The 15086-nt window shown below is 74.0% G+C and carries 13 protein-coding genes; 3 read left to right on the forward strand and 10 right to left on the reverse strand.

Annotation, left to right across the window (positions count from 1 at the left end):
- Positions 1–115: 115 nt before the first annotated feature.
- From ACIQ87_RS23505 to hrcA, 7 genes are all read right to left on the reverse strand, one after another.
- Positions 116–1039: a ribonuclease Z gene (locus ACIQ87_RS23505; protein ID WP_402409770.1), complete on the reverse strand. Its 924-nt coding sequence runs from the start codon at positions 1037–1039 to the stop codon at positions 116–118.
- A gap of 6 nt (positions 1040–1045) precedes the next feature.
- Positions 1046–1399 carry a histidine triad nucleotide-binding protein gene (locus tag ACIQ87_RS23510; protein ID WP_224279444.1) on the reverse strand — a complete coding sequence of 118 codons (354 nt, stop codon included), beginning with the start codon at positions 1397–1399 and terminating at the stop codon, positions 1046–1048.
- 54 nt (positions 1400–1453) lie between these two features.
- Positions 1454–2158, reverse strand: coding sequence for an RDD family protein (locus tag ACIQ87_RS23515; RefSeq protein ID WP_402409772.1), 705 nt, complete (start codon positions 2156–2158; stop codon positions 1454–1456).
- 133 nt (positions 2159–2291) lie between these two features.
- Positions 2292–5552 (reverse strand): PDZ domain-containing protein, encoded by a 3261-nt coding sequence (locus ACIQ87_RS23520; RefSeq protein WP_402409774.1) that lies wholly within the window; start codon positions 5550–5552, stop codon positions 2292–2294.
- 95 nt (positions 5553–5647) lie between these two features.
- On the reverse strand, positions 5648–6397 hold the full coding sequence (locus ACIQ87_RS23525) for a 16S rRNA (uracil(1498)-N(3))-methyltransferase (RefSeq protein ID WP_402409776.1): 750 nt from the start codon (positions 6395–6397) through the stop codon (positions 5648–5650).
- Positions 6398–6487: 90 nt separating this feature from the next.
- Entirely contained in the window at positions 6488–7627 is a 1140-nt protein-coding gene (gene dnaJ, locus ACIQ87_RS23530; protein WP_402409778.1) for a molecular chaperone DnaJ, read from the reverse strand.
- A gap of 75 nt (positions 7628–7702) precedes the next feature.
- The gene (gene hrcA, locus ACIQ87_RS23535) at positions 7703–8737 is read right to left on the reverse strand and encodes a heat-inducible transcriptional repressor HrcA (RefSeq protein ID WP_402409780.1); all 1035 of its coding nucleotides are present in this window, start codon (positions 8735–8737) and stop codon (positions 7703–7705) included.
- Positions 8738–9021: 284 nt separating this feature from the next.
- On the opposite strand from hrcA, the gene htpX reads away from it, so the two are divergent.
- From htpX to ACIQ87_RS23550, 3 genes are all read left to right on the forward strand, one after another.
- A complete protein-coding gene (gene htpX, locus ACIQ87_RS23540; RefSeq protein ID WP_402409782.1) occupies positions 9022–9942 on the forward strand; it encodes a zinc metalloprotease HtpX in 921 nt (306 codons plus the stop codon).
- 101 nt (positions 9943–10043) lie between these two features.
- Positions 10044–10628, forward strand: coding sequence for a hypothetical protein (locus ACIQ87_RS23545; RefSeq protein WP_402409784.1), 585 nt, complete (start codon positions 10044–10046; stop codon positions 10626–10628).
- A gap of 24 nt (positions 10629–10652) precedes the next feature.
- Positions 10653–11486 carry a DUF3097 domain-containing protein gene (locus ACIQ87_RS23550; protein WP_402409786.1) on the forward strand — a complete coding sequence of 278 codons (834 nt, stop codon included), beginning with the start codon at positions 10653–10655 and terminating at the stop codon, positions 11484–11486.
- On the opposite strand, the gene ACIQ87_RS23555 is transcribed toward ACIQ87_RS23550, so the two are convergent.
- The 3 genes from ACIQ87_RS23555 to ACIQ87_RS23565 are packed head-to-tail and all read right to left on the reverse strand — an operon-like array spanning position 11408 to position 14941.
- A complete protein-coding gene (locus ACIQ87_RS23555) occupies positions 11408–11689 on the reverse strand; it encodes a hypothetical protein (protein WP_402409788.1) in 282 nt (93 codons plus the stop codon). The genes ACIQ87_RS23550 and ACIQ87_RS23555 overlap by 79 nt on opposite strands.
- A 40-nt stretch (positions 11690–11729) precedes the next feature.
- The gene (gene hemW, locus ACIQ87_RS23560; RefSeq protein WP_402409790.1) at positions 11730–12959 is read right to left on the reverse strand and encodes a radical SAM family heme chaperone HemW; all 1230 of its coding nucleotides are present in this window, start codon (positions 12957–12959) and stop codon (positions 11730–11732) included.
- Between the two features lie 59 nt (positions 12960–13018).
- The gene (locus tag ACIQ87_RS23565; protein WP_402409792.1) at positions 13019–14941 is read right to left on the reverse strand and encodes an AMP-dependent synthetase/ligase; all 1923 of its coding nucleotides are present in this window, start codon (positions 14939–14941) and stop codon (positions 13019–13021) included.
- Positions 14942–15086 lie beyond the last annotated feature (145 nt).

The raw sequence follows: 15086 nt of genomic DNA on the forward strand, positions 1-15086 counted from the left end.
GGGTACGCCGCGAGCGTGATCGCCGTGGCGGGCGGCGGGGCCGCACCCGACGATGCTGCGGCAGATCGCAGGCCGATGCGAGCCCTTTTCCCGGGTTCGCGCGGTTCGGTCCCGTTCACGACGGACGGCGGGGCGGGACGGGCACCCGGTCGAGGTCGGCGGCCAGCACCAGTTCGCCGTCGAAGTGCTTGCGGGCGTCGGCCAGGTGCTGGCCGAGGTCCGGGTAGCGCTGGGAGAAGTGGGTCAGCACCAGGGTGCGCACCCCGGCCTCGGCGGCGACCTTGGCGGCCTGCCCGGCGGTGAGGTGGCCGTGCTCCTCGGCGAGGCGGGCGTCGGCGTCGGTGAAGGTCGCCTCGACGACCAGCAGGTCGGCGCCCTCGGCGAGGGTGTGCACGCCCTCGCACAGCCGGGTGTCCATCACGAAGGCGAACCGCTGGCCCGGCCGCGGCTCGCTGACCTCGGCCAGGGTGACGGTGCGGCCGTCCACCTCGATCGCGCCCTCGTGCTGGAGCCGGCCCACCGCCGGGCCGCGCACGCCGAACGCGGCGAGCCGCTCCGGCACCAGCCGGCGGCCGTCCGGCTCGGACAGCCGGTAGCCGAAGGACTCCACCGCGTGGTCCAGCCGGACGGCGTCCAGCGCGAAGCGGGCGCCGGGCGCGGGCAGCGGTCCGGGCTCGTCGATCGGCCGGGGCCGCAGCACGGCCGTCTCGTGGTAGGCGGTGGAGTGCCGCAGCCGCTCGAAGTAGACCTCGCCGGAGGCCGGGAAGTAGACGTCGACCGGGTGCGGGACCCGGTCGAGGTTGATCCGCTGGATCACCCCGGCGAGGCCCAGGCAGTGGTCCCCGTGGAAGTGGGTGACCGCGATCCTGGTGATCTGGGTGGCCGTGACCCCGGCGTGCAGCATCTGGCGCTGGGTGCCCTCGCCGGGGTCGAACAGCAGACCCTCGCCGTCCCAGCGCAGCAGGTAGCCGTTGTGGTTGCGGTGCCGGGTGGGCACCTGGCTGGCGGTGCCGAGGACGACGAGTTCGCGCTGGGACACGGTGGGTCAGACCATGCGCTCGGTCATCGACATCCCGCCGAGGACGTGGACGTGCGCGTGGAAGACGGTCTGTCCGGCGCCCGCACCGGTGTTGAAGATCAGCCGGTAGTCCTCGATGCCCTCGTCCCGGGCCACCGCGCCCGCCTCGGCGAGCAGTTCGCCGGCGATCTCCGGCTCGGCGGCGGCCAGCGCGGCCGCGTTCGGGTAGTGCACGTGCGGGATCACCAGCACGTGCACGGGCGCCTTGGGGGCGATGTCGCGGAAGGCGAGGGTGCGCTCGGTCTTGCGCACCACGGTCGCCGGGATCTCGCCCGCCACGATCTTGCAGAACAGGCAGTCGGGCTGCGGCTCGCCGGCCATGGCGCTCTCCTCGGGATCGGTACGTCGGGTGTGGTGGGGCCGTACGGGCGCAGCCTAGCCGAGCCGGGCGACGGCCTGCTGGTACTCCTGGAGGTGCTTCCAGCGCACCGAGCGCACGCCGACCAGGTCGCCCTCGTCGCTGTCGTAGTCCTCGGTGAGGAGGTTGACGGCGAGGATGACGAAGCCGAGCAGCCAGCGCCTGGTGAGCCGCCAGGTGTCGGGCCGCATCACGCCCTTGCGGCGCACCACCCGCATCGCCATGATCCCCTTGCCCACGCTGAAGCCGGTCAGCCGGGCGAGCACCACCTGGTTGAGGAAGGACGCGCCGAGGCCGACGGCCAGCAGCGCCACGAAGTACGGCACCACCGGGCCGCCGCTCTGCACGGCGTGGCCGGCCACGTGCTCGGTCCTCGGGCGGCTCGCGGCGTTGGCGGCGACGAAGCCGAGGCCGATCGCGAACAGCCAGTCCAGCACGATCGCCAGGAACCGCCGGCCGCCGCCCGCCTCCTTGGGGCAGGGCGGCAGCGCCCGGCCCTGCGGCTGCGCGTAGGCCGGGGGCTGGGCGTAGGCCTGGGGCGGGTACGGCTGCTGGTAGGGCTGCGGCTGGTGAGGCTGCGGGTACGGCTGCGGGTACGGCTGCGGCTGCGGCTGCGGCTGTTGGTACGGCTGCTGGTACGACGGCGCCGGCGGGTACGGCTGCTGCGGCTGCTGTGCGTATGGATTCCGGCCGTACTGCGGCGGCGGGTAGCCCTGCGCCATGTCTTCCCCCGTGGACTGTGGATCAAGAAGCAGCCCCGCATCCTACCCACGCCCCCGCACACCGGAGTGGGAAGTCGGCCGGGCCGACCTCCCACTCCGGCTTCCCGCTACCAAGCCCCGCCACCAGGCCCCGCTACGCCCAGGGCAGCGGCGGCGCCGTGCGGGCCGGGGTCTCGGCGAGCCCCGCCAGCGCGAGCCGGACGCCCTCGGCCAGCTGGGGGTCCTCGCCGGCCGCCCAGTGGTGCGGGGCGAACGGCACCTCGACGTCCGGGTCGACGCCGTGGTTCTCCAGGCCCCAGCCGTAGTTCTCCATCCAGAGCGCGTACTTGGGCTGGGTGACCAGGGTGCCGTCGACCAGCCGGTAGCGGCTGTCGATGCCGATCACCCCGCCCCAGGTGCGGGTGCCGACCACCGGGCCGATCCCGAGCGCCTGGACGGCGGCGTTGACCACGTCGCCGTCCGAGCCGGTGAACTCGTCGGCGAGCGCGACCACCGGGCCGCGCGGGGCGTCCGCCGGGTAGGGCACCGGGTGGTCGGTGTCCCGGATGACGTCCCAGCCGATGATCCGGCGGGCCAGCTTCTCGATCACCAGCTGCGAGGTGTGGCCGCCCCGGTTCCCCCGGACGTCGACGACCAGGCCCTCCCTGGCCATCTCGCTGCGCAGGTCGCGGTGCAGCTGGGCCCAGCCGGCCGTCTGCATGTCGGGGATGTGCAGGTAGCCCAGCCGCCCGCCGGACAGCTCGCGCACCGCGGCCCGCCGCCCGGCCACCCAGTCGTGGTAGCGCAGCGCCTCCTCGTCGGCGAGCGGGACGACCACCGGGTGACGCCGGTCGGTGCCGTCCTTCCCGGCCACGGTCAGCTCGACCGGCTGCCCGGCGGTGCCGGCCAGCAGCGGCGCCGGCCCGGTGACCGGGTCCACCGGGCGGCCGTTGACGGCGAGCACCGCGTCGCCCGGGCGGATCGCGGCGCCGGGCGCGGCCAGCGGCGAGCGGGCCCTGGGGTCGGAGGACTCCCCGGGCAGGATCCGGGCGATCCGCCACCGCTCGCCGTCCCGGACCAGGTCGGCGCCGAGCAGGCCCTGGCGCCGGGCGGGCTCGGTGTACCGGCCGTACGGCATCACGTAGGCGTGGGAGGTGCCGAGTTCGCCGTGCACCTCCCAGAGCAGGTCGACCAGTTCGTCGTGCGAGCCGATCCGCTCGACCAGCGGCCGGTAGCGCTCCAGCACCCCGGCCCAGTCGACGCCGGAGAGGTCGGGGCGCCAGAAGTTGTCCCGCATCAGCCGACCGTTCTCGGCGTACATCTGCCGCCACTCGGCGGCCGGGTCGACGGTCACCCGCAGCCGGGCGAGGTCGACGGCACTCTCCTCGTCGTCGCCGCCCTTGTGGTCGGCCGGGACGACCCGCAGTTCGCCCCCGTCCAGCACGGCCACCCGGGTCCCGTCCGCGCTGACCGCGAAGTCGTCGACGCCGTGCACCAGCTGCTCGACCCGGCGCTTCCTCAGGTCGAAGCGCTCCAGCACCGGGCGCGGCCGGTCGTCGTCCAACGAGGCCGCCTCGTCGCCGAGTTCGCCCGTCAGCGGGGCCCTGGTCCAGAGCACGCCGTCCTTGGCGGCGGCCAGCTCCTCGAAGCGGCCGCCCTCGACCGGGAACGGGACGATCCGGTCGGCGATGCCGTCCAGGTCCACCCTGGTCACCGGCGCGGCGCCGGCCGCCGCCTCGCCGTCCGCCTTCCCGGCCTTCGGCTCGTCCTCCTCCCCGCCGAGCGGGCGCCCGGCCCGCCGCGGGCCGAACGGGGAGGGGGTGTCGGCGGCCAGCGTGACGAGGTAGGGGCGGCAGCCGTTTGGGAACGACAGGTCGAAGACGTGGGCGTCGTAGACCGGGTCGAAGTTGCGCACCGACAGGAAGGCCAGGTAGCGGCCGTCCGCCGTGAAGGAGGGCGAGGTGTCCACGAAGCGCGGCTGGGTGACCTCGCCGACGGTCCGGGTGGCCAGGTCGGCCAGCACGATCTGGCGCAGCGAGTGCGGGCCCATCCCCCGCACCGGGCGTGACCAGGCCAGCCAGGCCGAGTCCGGGCTGAAGACGGGCCCGCCGGGCTCGCCGTCGGCGCTGCGGTCCAGCTCGTGCACGGCGCCGTCGGCCAGCGAGACCAGCAGCACCCGGCCGTCGTGCACGCCGAGCGCGGCCCGCCTGCCGTCCGGGGAGACCGTCAGCGAGTTGACCCGGCCGAGCCGCCCCGCGGCCAGCCGGCGGCGCTCGGCGCCGTGCAGGTCGGGGGCGAACTCCAGGGCGTCCTCGCCCTCGGCGTCGGTCACCCACAGCACGCCCTGGGCGCCGTCCTCGCAGGGCACCACCCGGGCCAGGCGCCCGCGCACGCCGGGGGTCTCGTCCAGCACCCGGGCCGGGCCCTCGCGGTGGGTCAGCCAGTGCACGCTGCCGCGCACCACCACGGCGCTGCCCCGGCCGGTGCGGTCGGGGGCGACGGAGTCCAGCCAGTGCGCGGCGGGCACCGGGCGAGGGCGGCGCCCGGCCCGCGGACCGGCGAGGCGGACGTCCAGCCGGCGCGGCTCGGCACCCGTCAGGTCGTCCAGCAGCCAGAGGTCGCCGGCCCGGTGGAAGACCACCCGGGTGCCGTCGGTGGTGGCGCCCCGGGCGTAGAAGCCGTCCGGGTCGGTGGAGTGGCGGCGCAGGTCGGTGCCGTCCGGGCGGCTGGACCACAGCTCGCCGACGCCCTCGTGGTCGGACAGGAAGGCGATCCTGCCGTCCCGCCCGTCCTCCCCGGCCACCCACAGCGGCGAGTCCAGCTGCCCGTCCAGCTCCGCGTGGACGCGGGCGAACTCGTCCCGGCCGAGCCACAGCTTGCCGGCCCGCCCGCCCCGGTACCGCTTCCACCAGGCCGGGTCACGGCCGTTGACGCTGTTCAGCAGCACCCGGTCCCCGCCCGGCTCGAAGGCGAGGGCGCCGACAGGACCGTACGGCAGCCGCTGCGGCTCGCCGCCGTCCAGCGGCACGGCGTGCGCCCAGGTGCGGCGGGAGCTCGACTCGCCGGCGGCGGTGGCGGCGATCGGGCGGCCGTCGGCCGTCCAGCCCAGCACCCGGGTCTGGTGACTGCCCCAGTGGGTGAGCCGGCGCGACGGGCCGCCGTCCACCGGCACCACGTGCACCTCGGGGGCGCCGTCCCGGGTGGAGGTGAAGGCGAGGTGACGCCCGTCCGGGGAGAACCGCGGGTGGTGGACCGGCAGGTGGTCCGCCGTCAGCCGCCAGGCCCGGCCGCCGTCCAGCGGGGCGAGCCAGAGGTCGTCCTCGGCGACGAAGGCGACCAGGTCGCCGTGCAGGTGGGGATGGCGCAGGTAGGCGCCCGCCGAGCTGTTCGGGGAGGTGCTCAGGGAGTCCGTCACCCGGCCAGCCTAGGCAGCCGCGCGTACGGTCCGCGCCGTTTTCCGCAGACTCCCGGCGCCGCCCGCGGACGGCCGTCGCACCGCCCCGACGGGCCCTACGACCAGCGGCCGGTGCGCCCCAGCAGCAGTGCGCCGGCGGCGACCCCGGCGGTGGAGGTGCGTAGCACCGAGGGGCCCAGCCGGTACGGCTTGGCGCCCGCCTCGGCGAAGGCGGCCAGCTCCTCCGGGGAGACCCCGCCCTCCGGGCCGACCACCAGCACGATGTCCCCGCCTTCCGGCAGGCCGGCGTGCGCCAGCGGCTCGGCGCCCTCCTCGTGCAGCACGGCGGCGAACGCGGCCCCCAGCAGCACCGGCGCCAGCTGCCGGGTGGTCATCACGTCCCGGACCACGGGGAAGCGCAGCCGGCGGGACTGCTTGCCGGCCTCCCGGGCGGTGGCCCGCCACTTGGCGAGCGCCTTGGCGCCGCGCTCGCCCTTCCACTGGGTGATGCAGCGCGAGGCGGACCACGGGATCACCACGTCCACGCCGACCTCGGTCATCGTCTCCACGGCCAGCTCGCCGCGGTCGCCCTTGGGCAGCGCCTGGACGACCACGATCCGCGGCGCGGGCTCCGGCTCCCGGCGCACGGCGGCGACCGCCACGTCGATCGCGTCCTTGCCGAGCACCTCGGCGACCGTGCCGTCCACGCCGAGCCCCAGCCCGTCGGCCAGGGTCACCGCCTCGCCCGGCTCCAGCCGCTTGACCGCGGCCGCGTGCCGCCCCTCCGGGCCGTCCAGGCGCACCACGGCCCCGGGCGCGGCGGCGGCGATCCGCTCGGTCTCGACGAAGAAGACGGGCGCGGTCATGACGGAAAACCTCCAGAAGTGGGACGGACACACGGAAGGGGTGCCGGGGGCGGGACGGATCCCGAGCCCCCGGCACCCCTCCGCGGACGGCTACCGGCCGTTGAAGGCGTCCTTCAGCCGGGAGAAGAGGCCCTGCTGGCCCGGTGCGAACTGGCCGGACGGACGCTCCTCGCCGCGCAGCACGGCGAGGCGGCGCAGCAGCTCCTCCTGCTCGGCGTCGAGCTTGCTGGGCGTCTTCACCTCGACGTGCACTATCAGGTCGCCCCGGCCACCGCCGCGCAGGTGGGTGATGCCCCGGCCGTGCAGCGGGATCGACTGGCCGGACTGGGTGCCGGGCCGGATGTCGACCTCCTCCAGGCCGTCCAGGGTCTGCAGCGGCACCTGGGTGCCGAGCGAGGCCGCCGTCATCGGGATGGTGACGGTGCAGTGCAGGTCGTCCCCGCGCCGCTGGAAGATGTTGTGGGTGGTCTCGGCGATCTCGACGTAGAGGTCGCCGGCCGGGCCGCCGCCGGGGCCGACCTCGCCCTCGCCGGCCAGCTGGATCCGGGTGCCGTTGTCGACACCGGCCGGGATCTTGACGGTCAGGGTGCGGCGGGCGCGCACGCGGCCGTCGCCGGCGCACTCCGGGCACGGGGTCGGCACGACGGTGCCGAAGCCCTGGCACTGCGGGCAGGGGCGGGAGGTCATGACCTGGCCCAGGAAGGACCGGGTGACCTGGGAGACCTCGCCCTTGCCGCGGCACATGTCACAGGTCTGCGCCGAGGTGCCGGGGGCCGCGCCCTCGCCACTGCAGGTGGTGCAGGTGACGGCCGTGTCGACCTGGAGCTCCTTGGTGGTGCCGAAGGCGGCCTCCTCCAGGGTGATCTCCAGCCGGATCATGGCGTCCTGGCCGCGGCGGGTGCGCGAGCGCGGGCCGCGCTGGCCGGCCGCGGCGCCGAAGAAGGCGTCCATGATGTCGGAGAAGCCGAAGCCCGCCGCGCCGGCACCGAAGCCGCCCGCACCGCCGCCGCCCGGGGACAGCGGGTCCCCGCCGAGGTCGTAGACCTGACGCTTCTGCGGGTCGGAGAGCACCTCGTAGGCGGCGTTGATCTCCTTGAACCGCTCCTGCGTCTTCGGGTCCGGGTTGACGTCCGGGTGCAGTTCGCGTGCCAGGCGCCGGAACGCCTTCTTGATCTCGTCCTGCCCCGCATCCCGTCGGACGCCGAGTACCGCGTAGTAGTCCGTGGCCACCAAATGCTCCGCTTGTTCCGCCTGTAGTAGTGCTGCGACTGGACGTCGCCGTCGGAGGCCCGACGGCGACCCTTGCTAGGACTCGGCCAGGATCTGGCCCACGTACCGCGCCACCGCTCGCACCGCCCCCATTGTGCCCGGGTAGTCCATCCGGGTCGGACCGATCACACCCAGTTTCGCCACGCTCTCGTCGCCCGAACCGTAGCCGACCGAAACGACCGAGGTGGAATTCAGCCCCTCGTAGGCGATCTCCCGCCCGATCCGGACCGTCATCCCGGCGTCCGCGGTCTCACCCAGGAGACGGAGCAGGACGACCTGCTCCTCCAGGGCCTCCAGCACCGGCTGGATGGTGAGCGGGAAGTCGTGCCCGAAGCGGGTCAGGTTGGCCGTGCCGGCCAGCATGATCCGCTCCTCGTTCTGCTCGGCGAGCGTCTCGAACAGTGTCGCCAGGACCGTGCTGACGGTCGGCCGGTCGTCCTGCTCGAACTGCGCCGGCAGCTCCTCCAGCAGCCCGGGGACCTCCGGGAGGCGCCGGCCGACGGCTCTCGCGTTGATCCGGGCCCGCAGGTCCGCCAGCACCGTCTCGCCGACCGGGCCCGGGCAGTCGACCATCCGCTGCTCGACCCGGCCGGTGTTGGTGATCAGCACCAGCATCACCTTGGCCGGGGCCAGCGCCACCAGCTCGATGTGCCGGACGGTGGAGCGCGTCAGCGACGGGTACTGCACCACCGCGACCTGCCGGGTGAGCTGGGCGAGCAGCCGCACGGTGCGGGCGACCACGTCGTCCAGGTCCACCGCGCCGTCCAGGAAGTGCCGGATGGCCCGGCGCTCGGGGGCGGTCATCGGCTTGATCTCGGCGAGCTTGTCGACGAAGAGGCGGTACCCCTTGTCGGTGGGGATCCGGCCGGCGCTGGTGTGCGGCTGGTGGATGTAGCCGTCCTCCTCCAGCGCCGCCATGTCGTTGCGGACGGTCGCCGGGGAGACCCCGAGGTTGTGCCGCTCCACCAGGGCCTTGGAGCCGACCGGCTCCTCGGTGCCCACGTAGTCCTGCACGATCGCGCGGAGCACCGCGAGCTTGCGTTCGTCCAGCTGGCGGACCTCACCGGCCATGGGGCACGCACCTCCGTCCTCGCACGTCGTCCGACCGTGTCCCTCGCTGCGGGCCGTTCCGGGGCCCTCGGCCTTGGCACTCTGAACGTACGAGTGCCAGAACCGTACCTGCCAGTGTACGGCCCGGGTCCTGTGGCAGGAACGGCCCGACCGGGGTGATCCTCCCCGCAGTTCCGGACACGGCCCGCGGGGCCCCGCCGGTTCGATCCTCCCGGCGCCGGAGTGGTGCCGGGAGGCCGTCCGGGTGGCAGCATCGAAAGCGACGGCGAACGGAGGAGCAAGCGATGTCGAGCTCGGGCCAGCACACCCGTTTCGCGCCCGACCGCGGCCTGACCAGCCGCATGGTCGCGACGATGTTCGTGATCGGGCTGCTGTACGTCGGTTTCACCGGCCTGCTGATCGCGCTGCTGCGCGGCGCCTGGCCACTGATCGTCCTGATCTCCGGCGGGCTGTTCGTGGCCCAGTTCTGGTTCAGCGACAAGATCACCGAACGGGCGATGGGCGCCCGCCAGGTGTCCCCGGAGCAGTTCCCCCAGCTGCACGGCACCGTCGACCGGCTCTGCGCCCTCGCCGACATGCCCAAGCCCCGGGTGGCGGTCGCCGACAGCGACATGCCGAACGCCTTCGCCACCGGCCGCAACCCGCAGAACGCGGTGGTCTGCGTGACCACCGGGCTGCTGCGCCGGCTGGAGCCGGAGGAACTGGAGGGCGTCCTCGCCCACGAGCTGTCGCACGTCGCCCACCGGGACGTCGCGGTGATGACGATCGCCGGCTTCCTCGGCGTCCTCGCCGGGGCGATGACCCGGATCGCCGTGTACGGCGGGTTCATGGGCGGCGGACGCAACAACAACGACCAGAACGCGGCCATCCTGGCGCTGATCATCCCGCTGGTGTCGATCGTCGTCTACGCGATCAGCTTCCTGCTCACCCGGCTGCTGTCCCGCTACCGCGAACTGGCCGCGGACCGGGCCGCCGCCCAGCTCACCGGGCGGCCCAGCGCCCTGGCCTCGGCGCTCACCAAGGTGACCGGGCAGATCGCGGCCATCCCCAGCAAGGACCTGCGCCAGGCGCAGCCGTACAACGCCTTCTACTTCGCCCCCGCGCTGAGCGCCCGGGAGACCGCCTCGCAGCTGTTCTCCACCCACCCGACGCTGGAGAAGCGGCTGGAGCAGCTGGCGAGGATCTCCGGGCAGCTCGGGCAGTGAGCCCGTTCTGTCCGGCCCCGTCCCGACCCGCCCCGACCCGACCCATCCCAGCCGATTCCGTCCCAGCCGATTCCGTCCCGTTCCGTCCCGAAAGGACCGCCGTGGGATTCCTGGACACCCTGTTCGGCCGCTCCAAGCCCGTCAAGCCCGACCTCGACCAGCTGTTCGGCGTGCCGTCCGCCGCGCTCACCCTGGAGGCCGGGGCCGGGTTCACCCCCACCGGGCTCGGCTCGGTCTGCTTCGCCGCCGTCGAGGGCGCGGCCTTCGTCCAGGTCGAGCAGCAGGTCAGGGCACTGCTGGACGCCGACACCGAGCGCGGCGGCGTCCCGGTGGAGGCCTCCAAGGACGGCTACGGCTACTCCTGGCTGCTCGCCCGGCACCGGCCCGAGGAGCTGCCGGAGCTGGTGAACGACCTGCACGCGGTCAACAGCGAACTGGAGGCGAACGGCTTCGGGCCCCAGCTGCTCTGCTCGCTGGTGGCCTTCCGCAACCCCGAGGGGCAGTCGCTGGCCCTGGTCTACCTCTACAAGCGGGGGACGTTCTACCCCTTCGCCCCGATGCCCGGCGGCGGGGAGCGGCGCAACAGTCCGCTGGAGCTGCAGGTCAACGCGATGCTGGGGAACGACCTGCGGCTGGAGAAGGACCTCAGCCGCTGGTTCCCGGTCTGGGGCGCGCCGGGCCTGTGACGGTCCGTCCGTAGACTCGCGACCATGCGCAGCCGCCAGTACGGACCCGACCTGACCCCGCCGTGGAAGAAGCAGGCTCCCGCCCCTGAGGTGCCCGCCGAGCGGGACCTGGTGGTCGAGGAGGCGGCGAGCGGCTTCTGCGGGGCGGTGGTGCGCTGCGAGAAGACCGCCGAGGGGTTCACCGTCACCCTGGAGGACCGGTTCGGCAAGCACCGGGTGTTCCCGCTGGTGCCGCGCGGCTTCCTGCTGGAGGGCCGGGTCGTCACCCTGGTCCGCCCGGCCGGCCCGGCGGCGCCCCGCACCCCGGCCCGTACCGCCTCCGGCTCGATCGCCGTCCCGAACGCCCGCGCCCGGGTCGCCCGCGAGTCCCGGATCTACGTCGAGGGCCGGCACGACGCCGAGCTGGTCGAGCGGGTCTGGGGCGACGACCTGCGGATCGAGGGCGTGGTCGTCGAGTACCTGCGCGGCATCGACGACCTGCCCGCGATCGTCGCCGACTTCGCCCCCGGCCCGGGACGGCGCCTCGGCGTCCTGGTCGACCACCTGCTCCCCGGCACCAAGGAGCACCGCATCGCCGCCCAGGTCACCGGCGCCTCGGTGCTGGTCGTCGGCCACCCCTACATCGACATCTGGCAGGCCGTGAAGCCCGCCAGCGTCGGCATCCCCGCCTGGCCGGCCGTCCCGAGGGGCGAGGACTGGAAGGAGGGCACCTGCCGCCGCCTCGGCTGGCCGGTGGACACCCCGGCGGCCTGGAAGCACATCCTGTCGAAGGTGAACAGCTACAAGGACCTGGAGCCCGAACTCCTGGGCCGGGTCGAGGAGTTGATCGACTTCACGGCCCTGCCGGGTCCGGAGTAGGTCTTGAACTCCGAGGTGTCGAGTGTGATGCCCGGCAGGTCCAGCGGAACGGGTTCGCCGAACTTGGTCGTCCGCTCCACCGTGCAGTCCGGGAGTCCGGAGGCGCTCGCCCGGGTCGGCTCGGTCAGGAGCTCGGCTCTGAAGCCTTCGGGGACCTCCAGGTTCTCGAAGATCCCCGTCACCCGGTCATCGACGGCGGTCATGGCGCGCTCCCTCCGACGGCTGACACCACCTTGACGACACTCAGTCCACCAGGTCGCGTACCACCGCGTCGGCCAGGAGGCGGCCCCGGAGGGTGAGGGCGGCGCGGCCCCGCTCGTAGGGGCCGGGGGCGAGGAGGCCGTCGGCGAGGTGGCGGGCGGCCCACTCGCGGCCGGTGGCGGTGAGGAGGTCCAGGGGGACGCCCTCGACGAGGCGCAGTTCGAGCAGGACGCGCTCGACGCGGCGGTCCTCGTCGGCCAGCAGCTCGCGGGCCTGGGCCGGGGTGCGGTGCTCGGCGAGGGCCCGGGCGTAGGCGGCGGGGTGCTTGGCGTTCCACCAGCGGACGCCGCCGACGTGGCTGTGGGCGCCGGGGCCGGCGCCCCACCAGTCGGCGCCGGTCCAGTAGAGCTCGTTGTGGCGGCAGCGGCCCTCGGGGGTGGTGGCCCAGTTGGAGACCTCGTACCAGGAGTAGCCGGCGGCGCTCAGCGCCTCCTCGGCGATCAGGTAGCGGTCGGCGTGCACGTCGTCGTCGATCATCGGCAGTTCGCCGCGCTTGACCCGGGCGGCGAGCCGGGTGCCCTCCTCGACGATCAGCGAGTACGCGGAGACGTGGTCGGGCCCGGCGCCGATGGCGGCGTCCAGGGAGGCCCGCCAGTCGTCGTCGGACTCGCCCGGGGTGCCGTAGATCAGGTCGAGGTTGACGTGCTCGAAGCCGGCCGCGCGGGCCTCGGCCACGCACGCCTCGGGGCGGCCCGGGGTGTGGTGGCGGTCGAGCAGCTTCAGCACGTGCGGGCGGGCGCTCTGCATGCCGAAGGAGAGCCGGTTGTAGCCGCCCTCGCGCAGTTCGGCCAGGTACGCCGGGTCGACCGACTCCGGGTTGGCCTCGGTGGTGACCTCGGCGTCCTCGGCGAGGCCGAACTCGTCGCGGATCGCGGCGAGCATCCGCACCAGGTCGCGGGCGGGCAGCAGGGTCGGGGTGCCACCGCCGAGGAAGACCGTCCGCACCGGGAGGTCCGTGTCCCCCAGCACCTTCCGGGCCAGGCGGATCTCGGCGACCACGTTGTCCGCGTACGTGTCCTGCGAGGCGACCGCCCCGGAGGAGCGCAGCTCGGTGGCGGTGTACGTGTTGAAGTCGCAGTAGCCGCAGCGGCTGGCGCAGTACGGCACGTGCAGGTAGAAGCCGAACGGCCGCGCGCCCAACCCGTCGAGGGCGTGCGCGGGCAGGGAACCGTCGGACGGCACCGGTTCGCCGTCGGGGAGTGCGGAGGGCATGAGCCCATTGTCCCGTACGGCCCGACCTAACCCGGCGGGCCGTACGGGAGCGGGGGTGCTCAGGCCTCGTTGGCGCCCGCGTACATCGCGGCCACCGCGTCCGCGTAGGTCCGCTCGACCACCGGGCGCTTGATCTTCAGGCTCGGGGTGAGCTCGCCGTGCTCGATGTCGAGGTCGCGCGGCAGCAGGTGGAACTTCTTGATCGTCTGCCAGCGCTGGAGGTCGCCGTTGACCCGCTTGACGAAGCCCTCGATCAGGCGGTGCACGGCCGGCTCGGCGGCCAGCTCGGCGTAGGACCTGCCGGCCAGGCCGTGCTCGGCGGCCCACGGCAGCAGGACCGCCTCGTCCAGGCCGATCAGCGCGGTGCAGTAGTTGCGGCCGTTGCCGATCACCAGGATGTTGCTGACGAACGGGCAGACCGCCTTGAACTTGCCCTCGACCTCGCTGGGCGCCACGTACTTGCCGCCGGAGGTCTTGAACAGGTCCTTCTTGCGGTCGGTGATCCGCAGGAAGCCGTCCGGGGTGAGCTCGCCGATGTCCTCGGTGTGGAACCAGCCGTCCGGCTCCAGCACCTCGGCGGTCTTCTCCGGCAGGTTGTGGTAGCCGCGCATGACGCCCGGGCCGCGCAGCAGGATCTCGCCGTCCTCGGCGATCCGCACCTCGGTGCCGGGCAGCGGGCGGCCCACCGTGCCGATCCGCACGTCCTCCGCGCGGTTGACGCAGGAGCCGGCGCTGGTCTCGCTCAGGCCGTAGCCCTCCAGGATCGGCACCCCGGCGCCGAGGAAGAAGTAGCCGATCTCCGGGGCGAGCGCGGCGCTGCCGGAGACCGCGCCGCGCATCCGGCCGCCGAAGGCCGCCCGGATCTTCGCGTACACCAGCCTGTCGGCGAGCGCGTGCTGGGCCCGCAGGCCCAGCGGGGCGGAGTCGGTCCCGGTGGCGACCCGGTTCTCCTGCACCACCCGGGCGTACTCGCGGGCGACCTTGGCCGCCCACATGAAGATCTTGTACTTGGCGCCGCCCTCGGCCCGGGCCCTGCCCGCGATGCCGTTGTAGACCTTCTCGAAGATGCGCGGCGCCGAGGCCATGATGGTCGGCCGGATCGCCGGCAGGTTGTGGATGATCCGGTCCACCCGGCCGTCCACCGCCATCACGTGCCCGGTGGCGATCTGCCCGGAGATCAGCGTCTTGCCGAACACGTGCGACAGCGGCAGCCACATGAACTGCACGTCGTCGGGGCCCAGCAGCCCGCTGGCCTCCTGCGCCCGGCCCTCGTACGCCCAGCAGTCGTGCACCAGGCGCACGCCCTTGGGGCGGCCGGTGGTGCCGGAGGTGTAGATCAGGGTGGCCAGCTGCTCCTTGTCGAGCCCGTCGACGGCCTTCTCCACCGCGCCCGGGTGCTCGGCCAGGTGGCGGTTGCCGCGCTCCTCCAGCTCGGCGAGGGTGATCAGGTCGAGGCCGGCGGTCTCGGGGGCCTCGGCGGGCGCGTCGAAGAGGATCACGGTGCGCAGCTCGGGCAGCCGGTCGATCTGCTCGACGGCCTTGGCCAGCTGCGCCGCGTTCTCGGCGAACAGCGCCCGGGAGCCGGAGTCGGAGAGGATGAACGCGGTCTCGTCCGCGTTGGTGCTCGGGTAGACGGTGGTGATCGCGGCGCCCGCGCACATGGCGCCCAGGTCGGCGACGATCCACTCGAGCCTTGTCGAGGAGGCCAGGGCCACCCGGTCCTCGGGCCGGATGCCGAGCGCCATCAGGCCGGCGGCCACCGCCTTCACCCGGGTCGCCGTCTGGGCCCAGGTGAGCGAGCGCCACTGCTCGGCGCCGGGCGCGCCGTCGGCGGCCTGCTCGTCCACGGGCGAGGGGTAGCGGTAGGCCTCGGCGTTCGGGGTCAGGGCGACCCGCTCCAGGAACAGGTGGGCGACGGAGGCGGGACGCCCGGCGACGAGGTCGGGCCTGCCGGAGTCGATCAGGGACTGCGCGGAACTCAACGAGGACCTCCGGTGGCGGGTGGCCGTGTGAGGGATTGTCGCGGCGTCCATGGGGGGCGGCCGCCGGGCCCCCGGTTCACCTGAGCGGTACCGGTCAGTAACAAAGGGGCAATCAGCAGCCTAGGGGGAAAGCGGTCATTCCGTA

This window comes from Kitasatospora sp. NPDC096204 (assembly GCF_044763205.1).
Taxonomy (GTDB): domain Bacteria; phylum Actinomycetota; class Actinomycetes; order Streptomycetales; family Streptomycetaceae; genus Kitasatospora.